Genomic DNA, 18,152 nt, shown 5'->3' with positions numbered 1-18,152 from the left:
CTATTTCATTTCTTGAATAAATAAATTCATTTCACAAGATAATAATTCTTTATCTGCTTCATGAATGGTGCACTCTAATGTACACATGCTATATTGCTCAGTGTCAAATCGGGATTTTAAAACAGCTTTAGAGACTATTGTCTCTCCTACGGTAGGACAACTATACACTTGTACTTTTTTTATTGCGCTAATAAAACCAATAAGTTTTGTGCCTTCACCTTCTAGGTCATCGTCTTCAAAATAACTTTTACCAACGATCGAAGAACAGGTTTGAGCGGCATTCTCTACCATACCAATTTCGTTAAAAATAGTATCGCTAACAAAAATGCAGTCTGATTTTATAGTAAACGAAGTTGCTACATGTTCGTCGTCAATAGATAACACTTTGTCTACCATTAAAAAAGGAGTTCGGTGTGGCAGGAATTTAGCAATATCTAATGTTTTGACTTTATCCATTAACTAGCAATAACTGTTTTCATTTGCCCAGAAGCAATTACTTCTTTTTTGGCGTTAAATACTTCGATTTTAACCATGGTAACTCCCATAAATTCGTGTAAAATTTCGGCCTTGGTAGTTATAGTCTCATTTATTTTTGGAAGATAAAAAACTTCTACTTTTTTTATTGACCCAATATAGCCTGTAGGAGCAGGTTCGTTTTTAAGAAAATAATCGTAACCTGTATGTAATGCCACAGTTTGTGCCATATTTTCTATAATTCCAGGTTCTAAAAATAAATTATCTTTTAGAAAAAGGTTGTTTTCTGTAATTTTAAAAGAGGATGCAACACTTGTCTCTGAAAAACCCAGCAAAGTATCTACCATCTCAAAAGGTTCTTTTTGAGGTATTAAGTGTTTAATATTTCTAATAGGAAATTTTGTGTTTTTCATTTTAGCAAACGGTTAAAAGCGCCACCGAATATGAAAAACGGGAGCTTTCTGGTACAGAAAGTAAAATTTTATTTCCTTTTTTTAATTTTCCAGTATTTACTAATTCTTCTAGCACAATATAAATAGAACCAGCGCCAACATTTCCTACTGTACTTAAATTGATAAACCAATTTTCCCAAGGTATTTCTACACCTCTGTTTTTCATGGCTTCATATAAGTCATCTTTAAAATAGTATGAAGAAATATGTGGTAAATAATATGTTATGTCTTCTGGTTTAATATCATCATGTTTTTCAAATACTTTAACTAAGGTTTCTACAGCCTTTTTTAGAATATTTTCAGATAACAATTTAACATCTTGCTTTATCGCAAATAAAGATTTTTGTGCCCATTCTTCTGATGGGTACTCGCTCCATGGTTTAAGTTCTCCATTTTCTAGTTTATCTCCTCCTGCATACATGCATGCTTCTATCTCATGTGCATAAGAATAAGCATCCATCCATTCAATCTTTAAAGGAAGATTACCATTAGGTTGATCTTCTAAAAGAAAGGCTCCAGCACCATCAGATAACATCCAACGTAAGAAGTCCTTATTAAAAGCTAGAATTGGTGTTTCTTCTAATTTTTTTAGATGCTCTATTTCGTTTTTAAAAACATCTGATTTCATCCACGAAGATGCTCGTTCAGATCCTGTGCAAACGGCATTAGTATTTTGTCCTGATTTAATTGCTAGATAACCAAATTTTAAAGCACTCATACCAGAGCAACAGGCACCCGAAGGGGAGTTAATTTCTACATTTCCGTTTTTTAAAAACCCATGAACCATTGCAGCATGTGATGGTAGTATTTGATCAGGACTCCCTGTACCACAAGATAATAATTCAATATTTTCTGTAGTAAAACTTTCGTCACACAAAAGCTCTATAGCTTCTTTAGTAAGCTGTGCATTATTGTGTGTTATATTTCCATCATTATCAATTGCATAATATCTGGTTTTTATTTGATTATTTCGTAAAACAATTCTTCGGCCTTTTGATACTTTTCCATCTATGATGCCTAATCTCTCTTCCATCTGATCATTGTCGATTGGGTCGTTAGGTAAAAACTTTGATATTCTGGTAATGTATACGTCTTTCATTAATTATTTTTTGTATCAACAGATGAATAATATTTTTTTTCTCTGCTAATTTTTTTATACATAAAAATATAAGCAGTCAAAAATACAATAAAAACTAGTGGTGCTATAATCCAAATTGCAAATAACAAGTAATAATTAAAAAAAACAAGAAGATTTTTACGCCCTGTCTTACTTGTTTTTCCTTTTTTGTAAGCTAAGTTGGCTAATTTTGAAAATATAATATTGCCTCGCTTGTCTACTAAAACTAAAAATGATTTAATTTTTACTGCACCTAATTGTACCAATTTTTTTTGTAATTCTGAAAAATTACTAGTGAGCAATGCATCTTTTATAGGTGGAGCAAATTTCACTACATTCTTTATGTCTTTATCAGAAACCCCTGGTTTAGGAAAAAAACCTAAAAACCGACTTTTTTTTCCTTTAAACATCCAGTGTTTTATGGTTATTACACTTATGTGATTAATGTGTCTATCTGCCAAGACAATGTTTCCTACCAGTTTTGCATTACAAGATGCTAGAAGGATCTTCATTTTTTCTTGCGCCTTAATCCACATATTTCTACATCCAATTACGGTAATCACAGGTGTGTTATCCAGTATTTTTTTTGCACTTTCTGACTTTAAAAAAGAATTAATAGGAATAGAAGGTGTTAGATACCAGACTTGATAGCCAAGTAATACTAAATCATATTTTTGATTTGTTATTTCTGAAGGAATTGGTTTAATTTTTTCTGGTATCTGAAGAAATGCTTCTGGGAAAACGCCAAAAAAAGCTTTTCTATTCCACGGAAAAGGGTAAGGTTTTTCCATTTCAATTTTGTGATGGGTTACCTTTATTTCTTCAGAAGAGTCCATAGGATTAACTATGTTGTTGACAATTTCTGTCAACTGTCCAGACTGCGAATAATGTATAGCTAAAACATGCTTCATTTTACTTATTATTTACATTCCAAAAGTCGAAATAGTTAAACCATTGTAATGGATATTTGTCTAACATCCATTTTAAGCTTTCTGTGTATTCTTTTAGTAACTCTTTGGCATCCCTATGTTTTGCTTTAGCTTTTCTGGCATAAAGGTGGTAATGTGTATTCGTTTCTTTCATAACATACACAAAAAGTACAGGTACTTTTAATCTAGAGGCTAGCATAAAAGGCCCAGAAGGGAACTTGGCTTCTTGCCCCAATAAATCTTGCGTTAAATATTTAGAACCTTCAAAATAACGATCTCCTGTAATGCATACAATTTCATTTCTAGCCAAAGCAGCATTAATTTGAAAGATATGAGAAAGATCTTCTTTGATGAAAATAAATTTAATATTAGATTTAGAGGTAACGCTATCAAGGTAATTCTTAATTGCAGTATGTTCTATGTCTGTAGTTAAAAGACTAATCGCAGCATTTTCTTCTAACTCACCAAAAAAATGTTCAGCAATCTCAAAATTACCAAGATGTGCACTAATAAGAATACCTCCTTTTTTTTCCTTTAGGGTTTCGTTTATGAGTTCTACACCATCAAACTCATAAGTAAATTTGTCTCTAAGGCCTGACGATATCGCTACTTTATCAATAATGGTCTGCCCAAAAACATAATAGCTTTGGAATATTTTTAAAATACTCTTAAATCTAGGGTATTTAAGTCTCTTATTTAAATAGTAATATATAGATCTACTACTAGATAAGGCAAAAAAACAAAAATATGCAGCAACAAAGTATAAAATAAAATAGGCAGAGCCTAAGCCAACTTTCTTAATAAAGAAAACAAATATTTTATACCCAAATACTGTACCTCTGGACTTTCCTTTCCATTCAGTAGTCATATATGTTTATAGCGATTTTATTTTATTCTCTATAAGATCGTAAAAATTTTGAAGTGTTACAACATTTATAAAATCTTCGCCTATTAATTTTACACCAAAATTGGATTCTACAGCTACTACAAGATCAACAAAATCTAAGCTATCTAGCTCAAGAGTCTCTTTTAAGTTTGCTTCTGGAGAAATATTTTCCCCTTCTACTTCAAACTCATCAATAAGAAAGTCGTTTATCTTTTCAATAATAACTTCTTTATCCATATTCTATTTATTAAATTTTTTTATTATTAACGCGGAATTTGTTCCCCCAAATCCAAAAGAATTAGACAAAAATACATCAATTTTTTTATCTAGAGTTTTATTAACCAAATTTAGTTTTGCTGCATCATCATCTGGGTGCTCCAAATTTATATTTGGTGCAATAAAAGAATGTTGCATCATGAGCATAGAATAGATCACTTCACTAGCTCCTGCCATCCAACATTCATGCCCTGTCATAGATTTTGTAGAGCTTACATATGGTCCGTTTTTTCCAAAAACATTATAGATAGCTTTTGCTTCATTGGCATCTCCAACAGGAGTCGAGGTTGCATGTGCATTTACATAATCTATGGCCGATGTTTCAATATCTGCTTGCAGGAGTGCTTTTTTCATAGCTCTAGATGGACCATCAACATTAGGAGTAGAGATATGTTCACCGTTTGAAGAAAAACCATACCCTATAATTTCTCCAAGAATTGTTGCTCCTCTTTTGACTGCTGATTCATAACTTTCTACGATAAGAGTAGCAGATCCACCACTAGGGACCAATCCATCGCGATTAGTATCAAATGGTCGAGAGGCTTTTTCTGGATGTTCTGTATTTGTAGAGAATACTCCTAAACCATCAAAACTTCCCATGGCAAGCTGGTTTATTTCCTGAGCTCCTCCACAAACAATACAGTCTTGTAATCCGCTTTTTATAAACTGATATGCCATTCCGATAGCATGAGAGCCACTGGCACATGCCGCACTAATAGTGAAGTTTATTCCCCTAAGTTTAAAAATTGTAGAGAGATTCATGGTTACAGAAGAGTTCATTCCTCTAAAAATGGCCCCCGAACCTACTAATGTGGTATCTTTTTTTTCTCTGATCTTTTCTACAGATTCAATAACTGATTGTGCAGTACTATCATTCCCATAAAGGATACCAACTTCATTTTGATCGAGGAAAGATTGATCTATATTTGCATTTTTTAAAGCTTCGAGTGTAGCTATATATGCATATGTTCCTTCTTGCCCTAAACTAATGCGTTGTCTTCGGGAAAGTAATTTATTTAATTCTGGTTCTGCTACCATTCCTGTTAAACAAGAACGATATCCAAATTCTTTTCTTTTTTCATCAAAAACAATTCCAGATGTCCCATTGTATAATGATGTTTTTACTTCTTCCAGGTTTTTACCAATACAAGAATATATACCCATTCCTGTGATTACAACTCTTCTCATATATTCAGAATTAATTTACGAGTAAATTCCGCCGTTTATATTAATCACTTCACCTGTAATATATGAAGCTTTTTTGGAGGCTAAAAACGATACGATATGCGCTACTTCTTCGGCTTCTCCAAATCTATTGGCAGGAATTAACTTTTTAAGTTCTTTTTCATCCAACTCATTGGTCATGTCAGTTCTAATAAACCCCGGAGCAACAGCATTTACTGTGATATTTCTTTTTGCTATTTCTTGTGCCAGAGCCTTTGTAGCCCCGATTATAGCACCTTTAGCGGCAGAATAATTAGTTTGCCCAGCTGTCCCCTTAACTCCAGATACAGAAGCAATATTTATAATTCTACCGTATCTGTTTCGTAATAATTTTTGAATTAAATGATTTGTTACATTATAAAAACCATCAAGAGAGGTGTTAATAACATTTTGCCAATCATTTTGGGTCATCCACATGAATAGGTTATCCTTTGTGATTCCCGCATTATTTATGATGACTTCAATAATAGCGTCTTTATTATTCTCTTGCCAGGTATCTAATTTTGTTTTTACTTGATCAGCATCAACTACATTAAATTGAATAATTTCTGCAGTTCCACCATTGGTTTCTATTTCTGTAAGAGTTTGCTTTGCAGCAGTTTCGTTACTATTGTAATTAATTAATATATGATAATCGGTGTCTTTAGCGAGTTGTACGCAAATTGCTTTTCCAATTCCCCTCGAGCCACCTGTTATTAAAGCACACTTCATTTATTTGTAAGATGTAATAGTTATTTCAATCGATTTTAGATAAAGATTAATAAGTATTAATTAAATAATTCTAAATTTTCAAACCACAAGTTTTTAAGTATTTCTCCTTTAGTGTTTAGGTAACACCAAGATTTTTTTTGTTTAACTCTTGCTAAGCCATTTACAAAACCTTTTTGTGCATTTTTTTTGAAAATAGAAAAACCACCAGCAGTAATTTCATATTTTTCTTCTATAACGAGTTCTCCTTTAGTATTTACAAACCCCCAAAGTTTTTTAGTTTTAACAGGTGCTAGTCCATCGGCACTAAATATTTCTGCATCTCTAAATTTAAAAGGAATTACAGTTTCGCCGCTAATGTTAATATATCCCCATTTACCATCTTTAAACACAGGTGCTAATCCATTATTAAAAGCTCTTACTTTATCATATGCAGGCTCAATTACCCATTCTCCATTTTTATTGATAAATCCAATTTTATCATTTTTTTTGGCATAAGTATATTCTGCATTTACAGAGAAATCCCATATTTTTTGAGCTCCTGATACTTCTTTAAATTCTCCGTTAATAATCAATCCATGACGAAGGCCTTGAGTAGCTACAATTGTATTATGGTAGACATTACTTATACCATCATAGGTTGTTTTTACAAAGTAATTACCAGAAGGATCAATTAATCCCCATTTTTCACCCTCTCTTACTTTTGCATATCCATTTCTAAAATTGAATGCTTTCGAAAATTTTGGAGCTACTGTAGTTTCTCCTTTGGTATTGATAAAACCTACTTTATCTTCTTTTCTTACGATAGCAAAACCGTCTTTAAAATCATAAATTTTGTCAGAATCAATATTGGTAAGGACTTTCTCTCCTTTGGTGTTGATGTAAAACCATTCTTTATTTTTTAAAACGACAGCTATACCAGAACTAAAAGCTTTAACTTTATCGAAATTAGGTTCAATAACCCATTCTCCTTTTCTGTTTATAAATCCCCATAGTTTACCTTTTCTCGCAGCAGCTAGATCTTCAGAAAAGTTTTTTGCAACATCTAATGTTGCGGGTATTTGCCAGTCACCTGATTTTGTAAGATAACCAAATTTACCTTCAAATTTTGCTAATGCTAGTTCTTGAGCAGATCCTACTAGCGAACAAAGAGAAATTACAAAAATTAAAAAATGTTTAGTTTTCATCACGCTTCTGTGGTTTCATTATTAATAATAAAATCTTTTACTTGATTCACATAGGGGTACATAACAACATCTTCTGTAAATATAGGAACTATATTTCGTATGGCATCATACATCTTTTTTGTATTCGTAGAAACTTGATCTTTTACGCCTAAATATTCTATTGCCTGAACAACAGTTATTAGTTCTATCGCAACGACTTCAAAAGCATTTTCTATAACTTTTTTTGTGATTAAAGCAGCATTTGTTCCCATACTTACAATATCTTGATTGTCATTATTATTGGGGATACTATGCACATACATCGGATTTGATAGCATTTGGTTTTCTGCTGTAGTAGATGTTGCTGTAAATTGTACTCCTTGCATCCCAAAGTTTAAGCCTAGTTTGGCAAGGTTTACAAAAGGAGGAAGTATGTCGTTTAATTTAGAATTTAATAAGTAGTTTAATTGACGTTCTGCCAACATCGATAATTTGGTAACCACAATTTTTAACTTATCCATTTCTAAAGAAACATAATCTCCATGAAAATTACCTCCATGATATACGTGTTTTTCTTTAACATCGATAATAGGATTGTCATTAGCAGAGTTAACTTCTTCTATTAGGATTTTTTCAATATTGTTTAAAGTATCTAAAACCGGGCCTAATATTTGAGGAACGCAACGTAATGAATAGTATTCCTGAACCTTCTCTTTAAAAACAGTTACTTCGGTTTGATCAGTATATAGGTACTCTTCTCTTTTTCTGATTAAAGAACTACTTTCTAAATGCTCTCGCATTTGTTTAGCTATTTGTTGCTGTCCTACATGCTTTTTTGCATGGTTTAATTCTTGTGATAAATGATCATCATATGCTTTTACAATTTCATTGATTGCACATGAAGCTGTAATCATCCAGTTTAATAATCTTCTTGTATAAATAGTATTTACTAATCCTACTCCAGTCATCACAGATGTACCGTTCATTAGGCCAAGTCCTTCTCGTAAAGCAATTGTAATAGGGTTGATGTTTTCTTGTTCAAAAACTTCTTTAGTGTTTTTTTGTTCTCCTTCATAAAATACTTCTCCCTCACCAATAAGAGTTAAGGCCAAATGTGCTAATTGAACCAAATCTCCACTAGCACCAACACCACCATGTTCATAAATAAGAGGCGTAATGTTTTTATTGATCAAAGATGTCATAACATCTACAACAGATTTATGAACACCAGAGTACCCTAAGCATAGCGTATTTAAACGTGCTAACATTGCTGCTTTTACGTACATGGGAGGGATCGGGTTCCCTGTTCCCGAAGCATGACTTCTTATTAAGTTATATTGTAGCTGATTTCTTTCTTTGTCGTTTATCTTGTATTGTGCCATTGGCCCAAAACCAGTATTTACACCGTAAATGATTTTATTTTCAGAAAATTCTTTTAAAAAATTAAAACTTTCTTCTACAGTTGCTAGAACACTTTCGTCTATTGCAATCGATTCTTCTTTAAATATAATGTTGAAAAAGTCCTGTATTTCTATTTTCCCTTTTAGTGTTAGCATCTATATTTTGCTCAAAATTTTAATGAATAATATTTTAATAACCAAAAATAAAACAGTTATTTTGGTTTGCAAATTTATAATAATTAAGGAATTAATAAGTACAATAGTGCTATGAATGATGAAAATATTGATGTTTTAGTAGTAGGGGCGGGACCTTCGGGATGTGTTGCAGCTTCTTATTTACATAATAATGGTTATAATGTGAAAGTTGTTGAAAAGAGCCTTTTTCCAAGATTTGTAATCGGAGAAAGTCTTTTGCCAAGATGTATGGATCATTTTGAAGAAGTAGGACTATTAGATTGCCTAAAAGCATGTGAGTTTGAAGTGAAATCAGGAGCACGATTTATTAAAGGAGAGAAGGTTTGTAATTTTGATTTTAGTAAAAAGCATACAGAAGGTTGGGATTGGACATGGCAAGTGCCTCGTGCAGATTTTGATTCGGCTCTGGCAAAAGAACTTATTAATAGAGGAGTAGATATCTGTTTTGAAGAAGAAGTGGTTGCTGTAGATTTTGAAGGGAAAATTTCAAAAACGACCATAAAAGATAAAGAAGGGAAACATCGAGTTATTACTGCAAAATATGTTATAGATTCTAGTGGTTATGGAAGAGTACTACCTAGACTTTTAGATTTAGAACAGCCATCTGAATTACCAAAACACTCTTCAATTTTTACACATGTTAAGGATATTAATAGACCTGAAGGGGGCGAAGGGACACTTATTACATTTGATGTGATTGATACAGAAACCTGGTTATGGGTGATTCCTTTTTCTAATGGAGTTACTAGTATAGGATATGTAGGGCCAACAGAATTTCTGGATTCATTCGAAGGTAATGCTACAGAGAAATTAACACAAATGTTACAGCGTTCGGATTATTTCTATGAGCGTTTTAAGAATGTTGATTTTATGTTTGATCCTATATCAATTAAAAATTATTCAAAATCTGTAAAACAATTGTACGGCAAAGGATATGTGTTAACAGGAAATAGCGCAGAGTTTTTAGATCCTGTGTTTTCTTCTGGAGTTACATTTGCTACAGAATCTGCATTGTTAGCAGCAAAACTTGTTGCTAAAGAATTGCAAGATGAAGCTGTAGATTGGGAAGAGGAATATACAGGATATATTAAAGGAGGCGTTAATGTTTTTGCGTCCTATGTAAAAGAATGGTACACCGGAAATCTTCAAAAGTTGTTTTTCCATCAACCAGAGAACCCAGAAATCAAGAGGCAAATATGTGCAGTTTTAGCAGGTTACGTATGGGATAAAACAAACCCTTTTGTTACCAAACATAACAGATTGATTAAAACGGTTGCCCATATGATAGATATGGAAACCGAAAAAGAAGCATAGTCGAGTAGAGATAATAATTCTTGAGATCTCTGTAAGTATTTATCTATGCAAACGATCTAGAATTTCCATTACTTCTATTTTTTTTCGTACCGAAACGGGGATGTTTTCTCCGTTTTTTAGCATAAGATACCCTCCGTCAGTTTTAATAAAGGCGCTAATACATTGTAAATTAACAAGGTGACTTTGGTGTACTCGCAAAAATTGATAGTTCTTAAGCATGTCAGAAAAGTATTTTAATGTCTTGGTTACAAAAATTTTCTGTCCATCCTGAAGATAGAAAATGGTATTATTACTATCAGATTCGCAACGAATAATATCATCCAAATTTACGATGATAATTTTATCGAGAGTGTGTAGTGAGATTTTGTCTGGTTTTTGCTCTGGTGCAGATAATGTGTCTTTTAGGATGTTAAGACGTTCTTTATTGGGTTGAATCTGTTCTTTTGCCCGAGCAATAGCTTGAGCTAATTCTTCATTAGAATATGGTTTTAAGACATAATCAATAGCTGCAAATTTAAAAGCTCTGATAGCAAACTCATCACTGGCTGTAACAAAAATGATCTTTGATTTTAGGTCAGGGAATATTTCTAATATATCAAATCCAGTACCATCGCCGAGCATAATATCTAAAAAGAGAATATCAGGTTGTGTATTGCGTAATGATTTTGCTGCCTCAACTACACTTTGGGCAGTATCAACTACTTTTATTTCTGGATGATTCGCTTTTAGGTCGCTTTTTAAAAGCTGAAGTGCATCGGGCATGTCTTCTACGATAATTGCTGTAAGCATAATTGTTTTAATAGTCGGTTTGTAATGGTATTTTAAATGTAATCTCTGTTCCAGCCACAGAATTGCCGTTTAAGAGGATTTCTTTTATGTGTAAGGAATCCTTCCCCGAAATTGATTCAAGTCGCTCTCGGGTCACTGTAAGTGCCATAGATTGATGATCTGTATTGGTTTTGTTCTTTTGTGATTGGAAAATACCTTGCCCATTATCTAATATAGTGCAATGTAAATGTTCTTCGCTAGTATGAAATAATACTTTTAACTCACCATCTCTGCTTCCTTTTAAAATACCATGTCTAACCGCATTTTCTACAAAGGGTTGGATTAACATAGGCGGAATAAGAATTTCTTCGGGGTCAAAATCAGAATCTATAGAAATATCATATACAAATGGTTTACTGGCCATTAATTGTTCTATTTCGATATAATGTTTTAAGGTCTGTATTTCCTGATCTAGGGTTATATGATCTTTTCTAGAGTTGTATAGAGTTTCTCTTAATAAAGTAGCAAACGTATTTATAGTAGTATTCATGCGATTGGGATTGTTGGTTCCCATCGCTTTTATACCGTTTAACGCATTAAATATGAAATGAGGATTCATTTGTAAACGCAATGCTTTTTGTTCTAATGATAGTAAGTGATTTTGCATTTGTAGACGGTTACGTTCTTCCCGGTTTTTTTGTTTCACTCTTCGGATGTAAGATAATGCATATCCACCTAAAATCAATACGATTATTACTAATACAGTTAATTGAAACCAGGCTTTTTCATAGATAGGACTATCAATAAAAAAACGAAACATAATAGGATCACTTTCTTCCCATCTGTAATTTCGGGATTGTGCAGAAAAGTAATGTGGCCCATATGCTAATCCGGCAAGATTTTGTTTGTGATCTGATGACCAGGGACTCCATTCAGAATTGTTTAACCTCCATCGATATTCTACATCATTAGGATGATCAAGATCAATAGTTTTATAGCTAAATGATAATTCTGTTTGATTTGGTTTTAGTTTAAGAACACGTTTATTGTTTACCCAAGCTCCCAACTGTATAGAATCAACACTGCGATACGCAACTTCTACATCTTCAAAATGTATACTAGGCTTGATTGTAGCTTTAGTAGTTTCTGTTGGTTGATATTTGGTTAGCCCGTATATTGCTCCAAACCATAGATTACCATGATCATCTTTGGTAACAGCATTAAGACAGGTTTCAATCCCTAAGAAACCATCATTTCTTCCAAAATGAAAAACATCAACAATATCATTTGATTGATTTAGCTCAATTCTATCAACTCCTCGTTCACTCCCTGCCCATAGATTGTTTTTGTCATCAAATATCATTTGATAAATATTGTCTGAATAGGGTTTTTTTCTTCCTTTTAATTTTTTAAATGTGATCTTCTGATCAAGATCAGACCACCAAATCCCTCTTCCTGCTGTCCCGAGGTATAATATGTTTTTGTGAAAAAGTAATGTGCTAATTGCCGTCTTTTGATTTAAAACATTGCCTAAGTGCGTAACTTTATTTCTTTCAATATACCCCAGATGCCCATTTTGAGTAGCATACCAGATTTTGCCAAGAGAATCTTTTTTCATGTCTCTTATTTGCAAATCTTCAATACCACTTTTTTGGGTAAATTTCTTTAAAGATCTTATACGTTTCTTTTTTGGGTCGTATATAAATCTGGAGATCCCGGCAGAATACGAGGCAACCCAAACAGTATTATCTATTACTTGTATAGTTCTTATCCAATCTGATAATAAACCTTTGTCTCTGTCAATAATGTGATTTTTACTAACTGTAATGGCAATCGTGTCAGTAGTTATAATTGGATCTTCATCTAATTCTTTGCTATTGATAGTATCTACAACAATACTATCAACTTGCATAATCTCTTTAAAAAGAATTCCCTTACCTTCTGTACCAGCCCAAATGTTTCCAGAGTTATCACTGGTTATAGTTTTGATTTTTACATCAGATAAACGTTCTTCCTGAGGTATATGATGAATCCCGGTAGAATCGATTTTTACCATTCCAGCTTCAGAATTGGATGTCCATATACCATTTTTTGCATTATGAACAGCATATACACGATTACCTTTTAGTCCTGTATTTTGGTCATAGTGTGTAAAATTATTCTGAAAATATTTATAAAACCCTCCGCCAGATGTAGCAATCCATATATTAGATTGAAGGTCTAAAATACTTTTTCGGGTGTACGAAACAGACAAGCCATTTTTTCGATTAATTTTCTTTTTTAGGGTATGCGTTTTAAAATCAAGTATGGTAATTCCGTCATTATCTGTAGCAAACCATAACTCATTATTGCTATGTATTGAAATATCTGTTACTCGAACTGGTTTTTGAATCCATTGGTTACCATATGTTTTTGCATTGGTGTTTAGTACTAAAATCCCTTGATTAAAAGCAGCAGCAAATACTTTGTTATTATGAAAGATTGCCGCTGTAAAATCATATGCGCTATGTCTTTCTATAATTTTTGCACCTTGTTTAATGTGATTTAGTTTCCAAAGCCCTTTATTGGTAGCAACCCAGAATAGCTTACCATCAAAAACAATATCATTAATAATACTGGTATTGATTTTTGGATTAAGATTAATCTTAATTAACCCCAGGTTTTTTCGATATTCATAAATGCCAATATTGGTGGCCAGATAGGTCTTGTTGTCTATTAGGCATATTTTGTTAATTCGAGGTCCTTCAATATTGGTGAATTTATTCTTGACCTTGATGCTAAGCCCATTTTTTGTACCGATAAAAAGACTGTCATTTACAAAGGCAAGAGAATGAATATAGTTTGACTGTAATCCATCATTTTCATTCCAGGTTTTAAACTCTTCGCCATTAAACCTAGAGAGCCCTCCTCCTTGAGTGCCTAACCATAAGTATCCTATTTTATCTTGTACAATATCATAGACTTGTGATTGAGGTAACCCATCTTCTAGAGTATATGCTCTAAGTTGATTGTTTTGTGCTGATAGTGAGTTGATAATATTCAATATCAGGAAAGAAACAAGATAGATGTATTTATAGTTTAAGTTCACAAGAGATTTGTCTGGTTGGTAACAAATATAATCAAACTGCTTTTTTCTGGGATATAATCGATTTAAATGTAAAAAAAACCGACACCACCGGTTAAGGCGGGTCGGTATAATAAACAAAAGTTTCCCCCTTTTTGTTTATTAGATTGAGATTACTGTTAGGATTAATAATTAGTACCCAGTGATAGCAGTTGTTTTCGAATCTCCAACAATGCCATCTTTCCAGGTAAAACTTTGTTTTAGGTTTACATATTTAGTATTAGTTGTTGTTGTTTGATAAAATGTTTGTGTTTGTAATATGTTATCTTTTATGCCGTATTCTTGATTTGGAAATATGTATTGAAAATCGTTATCAGAATTTTCACAATACACATTTTTAAGCTCAGGCAATGCTACAATTGTATTATCTTCTTTAAGCATATAGTAATATGCTTCTACATGAGCACAACATGCCAGATACTCGACCTCCATCTTAATTACCTTAGAGACCCCTTCTAGTCCAGGGTTCTCTAAGGCAGTTATAAAGATATCCTCAAAAAGTTCTGTGTCTTCAATCGTAAGAGTAGATATTATATCTAAATTTTCTTCTCCCGAACGAACCAGATTAATAACATATGAGGGGTGTTTTTCTCCACGGTCCATAATTTCGGTAGTTACCAAAAACTCTTGAGTATCGGCAAAAACTTTTTGTGCATGGATACCTTGAAAACTTTGAAATAGAATAATGATTATGGCAACATTTTTCATAACAGCTTATTTTGAGGTTGGCTATTTTGTATAAAAGTACTTCCTTATCTTATTCTTGAGGATGTACTTTTAGTATTCGTAATGATTCAACTAGAATTCGTTTTTTGTAAAATAAAACCATCCCTTAGTGATTTTATATTCTAATACTTTATAAGATAAGAGACAAAGGTGTTTTAGTAACCTGTAGGTTAATTGTTTAATGAATTTATCTTTTCAGGTTCTATAAAATTTTTGTTGCTTTTGATCTACATCATTTACTGTAAAATTAGATGTAAGTGTTTGATAATGTGATGAAATGGTGAAGCTAAAATTGGCTTTAGGGCTCTGTTTTTTGTATCTTCATAAGAATTACCCTTACAAAATTTAGATGTTAGACATCTCTTTAAGATAGATCATCTCTTATGGTTATACAAAGATGTGCATGTCTATCTATTAATAGTTAGAGAAAATAAAAATCAATATTCCAGATATTCAGTTTTTGCTAAACATATTTAGAGAATTTTACGTTTAGTTATAGACTATTTTGATACTTACCTTCTGTTTTAATAGAAGTTGATTCAATACAGAAAATCTATAAAATATAAACAAATGAAAACAATACGGTATCGTTCGAACGGACAGGATGTTCATTTTTTGGAAGAAATTCTAACCACACTGGGATATCAAGTATATGTGTCTAATTTTTTTGGAAAAGATACAGATACAGCTGTCAGAGATTTTCAAGCCAAGCATAACCTTGTGATAGATGGTATTGTTGGGCTTAAAACCTGGTCTAAACTTATTGAGGTAAAAAATGACTTTATTGCGTTTAATGATAAGCTCTTATCTGAACAAGATATCGAAGATTTTGCAGATCAGTTTGGGTTAGAATTAGCAATGGTGAAAGCGGTTAATGAAATAGAAAGTAATGGAAAAGGCTTTTTGGTATCTGGTAGACCTAGAATTTTGTTTGAAGGCCATATTTTTTGGAAAGAATTAGAGAAACGAGGAGTAACCCCATCTCAATATGTTTCAGAATATACCAAAAATGTATTATATAAGAAATGGACAAAAGTACACTATAAAGGAGGAGCTGGAGAGTATGATCGTTTAGAAAAAGCTGCTGGGATGTCTGATGAGCCAGCTTTCCATGAAGCGGCCTATAGTTCTGCATCATGGGGGGCTTTTCAGATTATGGGATTTCATTATGCGAATTTAGGTTTTTCTTCTGTAGACCATTTTGTTTCAGAGATGTATGATCATGAAAGAGAACATCTTAAAGCTTTTGGTAAATTTATAGAAGCTACATCTTTTAAGGGTAAAAAATTACTAGATTGGATAATAGAAAAGAACTGGGCAAGATTTGCCGAAGGATATAATGGATCTGGTTATAAGAAGAATAAATACGATACTAAACTAAAAAATGCTTACATAAAATATAGTACTAGTTAATGGGGGTTGTATAATAGAATTAAATTTGTTTTTAAGTTGTGTTCCCAGAACTATATCTCAGTTTTTCTATTTTTGTCCTATGATTGATAATTTCGAGAATGAATTTTTTGGGATCGGTATTCAAAATGGTAAAACACCAGAGAACCTTGGTGTATTATGGCGTTCTGCACAGAATATGGGAGCTAGTTTTATTTTTACGATAGGTAATCGATATGCAAAACAAGCTAGTGATACTCATAATGCGGTAAAAGCCATGCCGTATTTTCATTACGATACTTTTGAGGATTTTTACCGACACCTGCCTAAAGGAGCAATGTTGGTAGGGGTAGAGCTAACAGATAACGCCCAATCTCTAGAGGCTTTTAGCCACCCAAAACGTTGTGTGTATTTACTAGGAGCCAAGGATCATGGATTATCCAAAATAGCTATTGAAAAATCACAGTTTTTAGTCAAATTTAAATCCGAATTAAGTATTAATGTGGCTGTAGCAGGAAGTATTATTATGTATGATCGTGGCATTGATAAACCTAGATTTATAAGAGCGTAGATTCTGTAATTTTTACATTAAAGGCATCATATCTAATTTTTGTCACTACATTTATAACCACTATCCTTATTGTTTATGTTTAAAATAGTAGAAGATTTTATTGCTGGTTTTAGCTCCTGGGTATGGGACTGGCCTTTATTGGTATTGCTTATTGGTGGAGGAATGTTTTTTCTGATCTATTCTAGATTTACACCTTTTTTCTATTTCAAACATGCGATCGATGTGTTGCGAGGTAAATATGATAATGAGCATGCACCTGGCCAGCTTAGTCATTTTCAGGCATTATCTTCTGCAATTGCAGCTACAGTAGGTATGGGTAATATAAGTGGGGTTGCAGTAGCAATTGTCGCGGGTGGTCCAGGAGCTGTGTTCTGGATGTGGATCAGTGCTTTAATCGGTATGGCAACCAAGTTTTATACCTGCTCACTAGCGGTAATGTATCGATCAGAAGATGATAAAGGAGCTTTACTTAGTGGTCCTATGTATGTAATCGCCAAAGGTCTTGGGGGTCAATGGAAGCCCTTGGCTATACTTTTTGCCTTGGCAGGATTGGTTGGTACACTACCTGCGTTTACTGCAAATCAGTTAACTCAAACATTAGTAGATGTTTTAGATTGGGATGATGATTATAAATGGTATATCGGGATTGTCTTAGCAGGTTTTGCTTCGCTGGTCATTATGGGAGGAATAAAAAGAATTGGGGTTGTGGCCAGTAGATTGGTTCCTTTTATGGTAGTGCTATATTTTATTACTGTGATTACTATTTTGGTATTACAAATAGAAAAAATACCAGATATGTTTATGCTAATTTTTTCTGATGCATTTTCTGGAAAAGCGGCTGCAGGAGGAGCTTTAGGGTATTTGATTAAAACAGGAGTAAAAAGAGCTGCATTTTCTAACGAGGCAGGTATAGGAACCGCTCCTATGATGCATGGTACTGCAAAAACAAATGAACCAATTAGAGAGGGGCTGGTGGCAATGATTGGCCCGGCAATAGATACATTGCTGGTATGCACACTAACTGCTTTGGCAATACTTTCTACAGGAGTATGGCAAAGCTCTAATGATAATGGTATATCTCTTACTTTAGAGGCTTTTAACTCTGTTCTCCCATATGGATTGGGGGATATTGTAGTGGTTATTATGGTTTTGGTGTTTGGGCTTTCGACACTGTTTTCATATTCTCATTATGGTACTACATGTTTAGGCTTTTTAACCAAGCCGAAGTATGGTAAATATTATAATTATTTATACATAGTGTCGATTATAATTGCTGCAGTAGTAAAAATAGAGTTTGCGATTAATCTTATTGATAGTGCTTTTGCTATAATGGCAATCCCTACGGTGATTTCTGGATTATTACTGGCTCCAAGAGTAAATGCCAGAGCTAAAATCTATTTTGAAAAATATAAGGTCTAAACTGTTCTTTATTA

The 18,152-nt window shown here is 33.0% G+C and carries 17 protein-coding genes; 4 read left to right on the top strand and 13 right to left on the bottom strand.

Going from position 1 to position 18,152, the window contains the following annotated elements:
* The 10 genes from Z053_RS0123405 to Z053_RS0123360 are packed head-to-tail and all read right to left on the bottom strand — an operon-like array spanning position 1 to position 8,788.
* Positions 1–456: an ABC transporter permease gene (locus Z053_RS0123405; protein WP_025667395.1), complete on the bottom strand. Its 456-nt coding sequence runs from the start codon at positions 454–456 to the stop codon at positions 1–3.
* Entirely contained in the window at positions 456–887 is a 432-nt protein-coding gene (locus tag Z053_RS0123400; RefSeq protein WP_025667394.1) for a hypothetical protein, read from the bottom strand. The genes Z053_RS0123405 and Z053_RS0123400 overlap by 1 nt, the downstream gene beginning before the upstream one ends.
* 1 nt (position 888) lies before the next feature.
* On the bottom strand, positions 889–2,025 hold the full coding sequence (locus Z053_RS0123395) for a beta-ketoacyl-ACP synthase III (protein WP_025667393.1): 1,137 nt from the start codon (positions 2,023–2,025) through the stop codon (positions 889–891).
* The gene (locus Z053_RS0123390; RefSeq protein ID WP_025667392.1) at positions 2,025–2,954 is read right to left on the bottom strand and encodes a hypothetical protein; all 930 of its coding nucleotides are present in this window, start codon (positions 2,952–2,954) and stop codon (positions 2,025–2,027) included. Before Z053_RS0123390 ends, Z053_RS0123395 begins: the two co-directional genes overlap by 1 nt.
* Position 2,955: 1 nt before the next feature.
* Positions 2,956–3,840: an LpxL/LpxP family acyltransferase gene (locus Z053_RS0123385; RefSeq protein ID WP_025667391.1), complete on the bottom strand. Its 885-nt coding sequence runs from the start codon at positions 3,838–3,840 to the stop codon at positions 2,956–2,958.
* 6 nt (positions 3,841–3,846) lie between these two features.
* The gene (locus Z053_RS0123380) at positions 3,847–4,095 is read right to left on the bottom strand and encodes a phosphopantetheine-binding protein (RefSeq protein WP_024771999.1); all 249 of its coding nucleotides are present in this window, start codon (positions 4,093–4,095) and stop codon (positions 3,847–3,849) included.
* 3 nt (positions 4,096–4,098) lie between these two features.
* Complete coding sequence (locus Z053_RS0123375; RefSeq protein ID WP_025667390.1) at positions 4,099–5,322, bottom strand: beta-ketoacyl-[acyl-carrier-protein] synthase family protein; 1,224 nt, start codon at positions 5,320–5,322, stop codon at positions 4,099–4,101.
* A gap of 15 nt (positions 5,323–5,337) precedes the next feature.
* A complete protein-coding gene (gene fabG, locus Z053_RS0123370) occupies positions 5,338–6,069 on the bottom strand; it encodes a 3-oxoacyl-ACP reductase FabG (RefSeq protein ID WP_025667389.1) in 732 nt (243 codons plus the stop codon).
* Between the two features lie 56 nt (positions 6,070–6,125).
* Positions 6,126–7,253, bottom strand: a complete 1,128-nt coding sequence (locus Z053_RS0123365; RefSeq protein WP_025667388.1) for a WG repeat-containing protein — start codon at positions 7,251–7,253, stop codon at positions 6,126–6,128.
* Entirely contained in the window at positions 7,253–8,788 is a 1,536-nt protein-coding gene (locus Z053_RS0123360) for an HAL/PAL/TAL family ammonia-lyase (protein WP_025667387.1), read from the bottom strand. The genes Z053_RS0123365 and Z053_RS0123360 overlap by 1 nt, the downstream gene beginning before the upstream one ends.
* A gap of 111 nt (positions 8,789–8,899) precedes the next feature.
* Between Z053_RS0123360 and Z053_RS0123355 the strand changes: the two genes are divergently transcribed.
* On the top strand, positions 8,900–10,141 hold the full coding sequence (locus tag Z053_RS0123355; RefSeq protein WP_025667386.1) for an NAD(P)/FAD-dependent oxidoreductase: 1,242 nt from the start codon (positions 8,900–8,902) through the stop codon (positions 10,139–10,141).
* Positions 10,142–10,180: 39 nt separating this feature from the next.
* Here the strand turns inward: Z053_RS0123355 and Z053_RS0123350 are convergent, their stop codons facing one another.
* The 3 genes from Z053_RS0123350 to Z053_RS0123340 all read right to left on the bottom strand — a co-directional run bounded on the left by Z053_RS0123350 (position 10,181) and on the right by Z053_RS0123340 (position 14,741).
* Complete coding sequence (locus tag Z053_RS0123350) at positions 10,181–10,930, bottom strand: LytR/AlgR family response regulator transcription factor (RefSeq protein ID WP_025667385.1); 750 nt, start codon at positions 10,928–10,930, stop codon at positions 10,181–10,183.
* A gap of 7 nt (positions 10,931–10,937) precedes the next feature.
* Positions 10,938–13,997 (bottom strand): sensor histidine kinase, encoded by a 3,060-nt coding sequence (locus Z053_RS0123345; protein ID WP_160170141.1) that lies wholly within the window; start codon positions 13,995–13,997, stop codon positions 10,938–10,940.
* A 168-nt stretch (positions 13,998–14,165) separates the two neighbouring features.
* Positions 14,166–14,741, bottom strand: coding sequence for a hypothetical protein (locus Z053_RS0123340; RefSeq protein WP_025667383.1), 576 nt, complete (start codon positions 14,739–14,741; stop codon positions 14,166–14,168).
* Positions 14,742–15,329: 588 nt separating this feature from the next.
* Between Z053_RS0123340 and Z053_RS0123335 the strand changes: the two genes are divergently transcribed.
* From Z053_RS0123335 to Z053_RS0123325, 3 genes are all read left to right on the top strand, one after another.
* Complete coding sequence (locus tag Z053_RS0123335) at positions 15,330–16,172, top strand: N-acetylmuramidase domain-containing protein (RefSeq protein ID WP_025667382.1); 843 nt, start codon at positions 15,330–15,332, stop codon at positions 16,170–16,172.
* 79 nt (positions 16,173–16,251) lie between these two features.
* Positions 16,252–16,719: an RNA methyltransferase gene (locus Z053_RS0123330; RefSeq protein ID WP_025667381.1), complete on the top strand. Its 468-nt coding sequence runs from the start codon at positions 16,252–16,254 to the stop codon at positions 16,717–16,719.
* A 75-nt stretch (positions 16,720–16,794) separates the two neighbouring features.
* Positions 16,795–18,138, top strand: a complete 1,344-nt coding sequence (locus tag Z053_RS0123325; protein WP_025667380.1) for an alanine/glycine:cation symporter family protein — start codon at positions 16,795–16,797, stop codon at positions 18,136–18,138.
* The last annotated feature ends 14 nt before the right edge of the window (positions 18,139–18,152 follow it).

The organism is Aquimarina megaterium XH134 (assembly GCF_000520975.1).
GTDB lineage: Bacteria > Bacteroidota > Bacteroidia > Flavobacteriales > Flavobacteriaceae > Aquimarina > Aquimarina megaterium.
The sequence above is the reverse complement of the archived record's forward strand: the minus strand, read 5'-3'. Positions and strand labels throughout refer to the sequence as shown.

Coding starts and splice junctions, on each gene's coding strand:
- Z053_RS0123340 (WP_025667383.1), bottom strand. CDS start 14,741: ATGAAAAATGTTGCCATAATCATTATTCTATTTCAAAGTTTTCAAGGT.
- Z053_RS0123400 (WP_025667394.1), bottom strand. CDS start 887: ATGAAAAACACAAAATTTCCTATTAGAAATATTAAACACTTAATACCT.
- Z053_RS0123335 (WP_025667382.1), top strand. CDS start 15,330: ATGAAAACAATACGGTATCGTTCGAACGGACAGGATGTTCATTTTTTG.
- Z053_RS0123350 (WP_025667385.1), bottom strand. CDS start 10,930: ATGCTTACAGCAATTATCGTAGAAGACATGCCCGATGCACTTCAGCTT.
- Z053_RS0123325 (WP_025667380.1), top strand. CDS start 16,795: ATGTTTAAAATAGTAGAAGATTTTATTGCTGGTTTTAGCTCCTGGGTA.
- Z053_RS0123380 (WP_024771999.1), bottom strand. CDS start 4,095: ATGGATAAAGAAGTTATTATTGAAAAGATAAACGACTTTCTTATTGAT.
- Z053_RS0123360 (WP_025667387.1), bottom strand. CDS start 8,788: ATGCTAACACTAAAAGGGAAAATAGAAATACAGGACTTTTTCAACATT.
- Z053_RS0123395 (WP_025667393.1), bottom strand. CDS start 2,025: ATGAAAGACGTATACATTACCAGAATATCAAAGTTTTTACCTAACGAC.
- Z053_RS0123405 (WP_025667395.1), bottom strand. CDS start 456: ATGGATAAAGTCAAAACATTAGATATTGCTAAATTCCTGCCACACCGA.
- Z053_RS0123365 (WP_025667388.1), bottom strand. CDS start 7,253: ATGAAAACTAAACATTTTTTAATTTTTGTAATTTCTCTTTGTTCGCTA.
- Z053_RS0123385 (WP_025667391.1), bottom strand. CDS start 3,840: ATGACTACTGAATGGAAAGGAAAGTCCAGAGGTACAGTATTTGGGTAT.
- fabG (WP_025667389.1), bottom strand. CDS start 6,069: ATGAAGTGTGCTTTAATAACAGGTGGCTCGAGGGGAATTGGAAAAGCA.
- Z053_RS0123375 (WP_025667390.1), bottom strand. CDS start 5,322: ATGAGAAGAGTTGTAATCACAGGAATGGGTATATATTCTTGTATTGGT.
- Z053_RS0123330 (WP_025667381.1), top strand. CDS start 16,252: ATGATTGATAATTTCGAGAATGAATTTTTTGGGATCGGTATTCAAAAT.
- Z053_RS0123390 (WP_025667392.1), bottom strand. CDS start 2,954: ATGAAGCATGTTTTAGCTATACATTATTCGCAGTCTGGACAGTTGACA.
- Z053_RS0123355 (WP_025667386.1), top strand. CDS start 8,900: ATGAATGATGAAAATATTGATGTTTTAGTAGTAGGGGCGGGACCTTCG.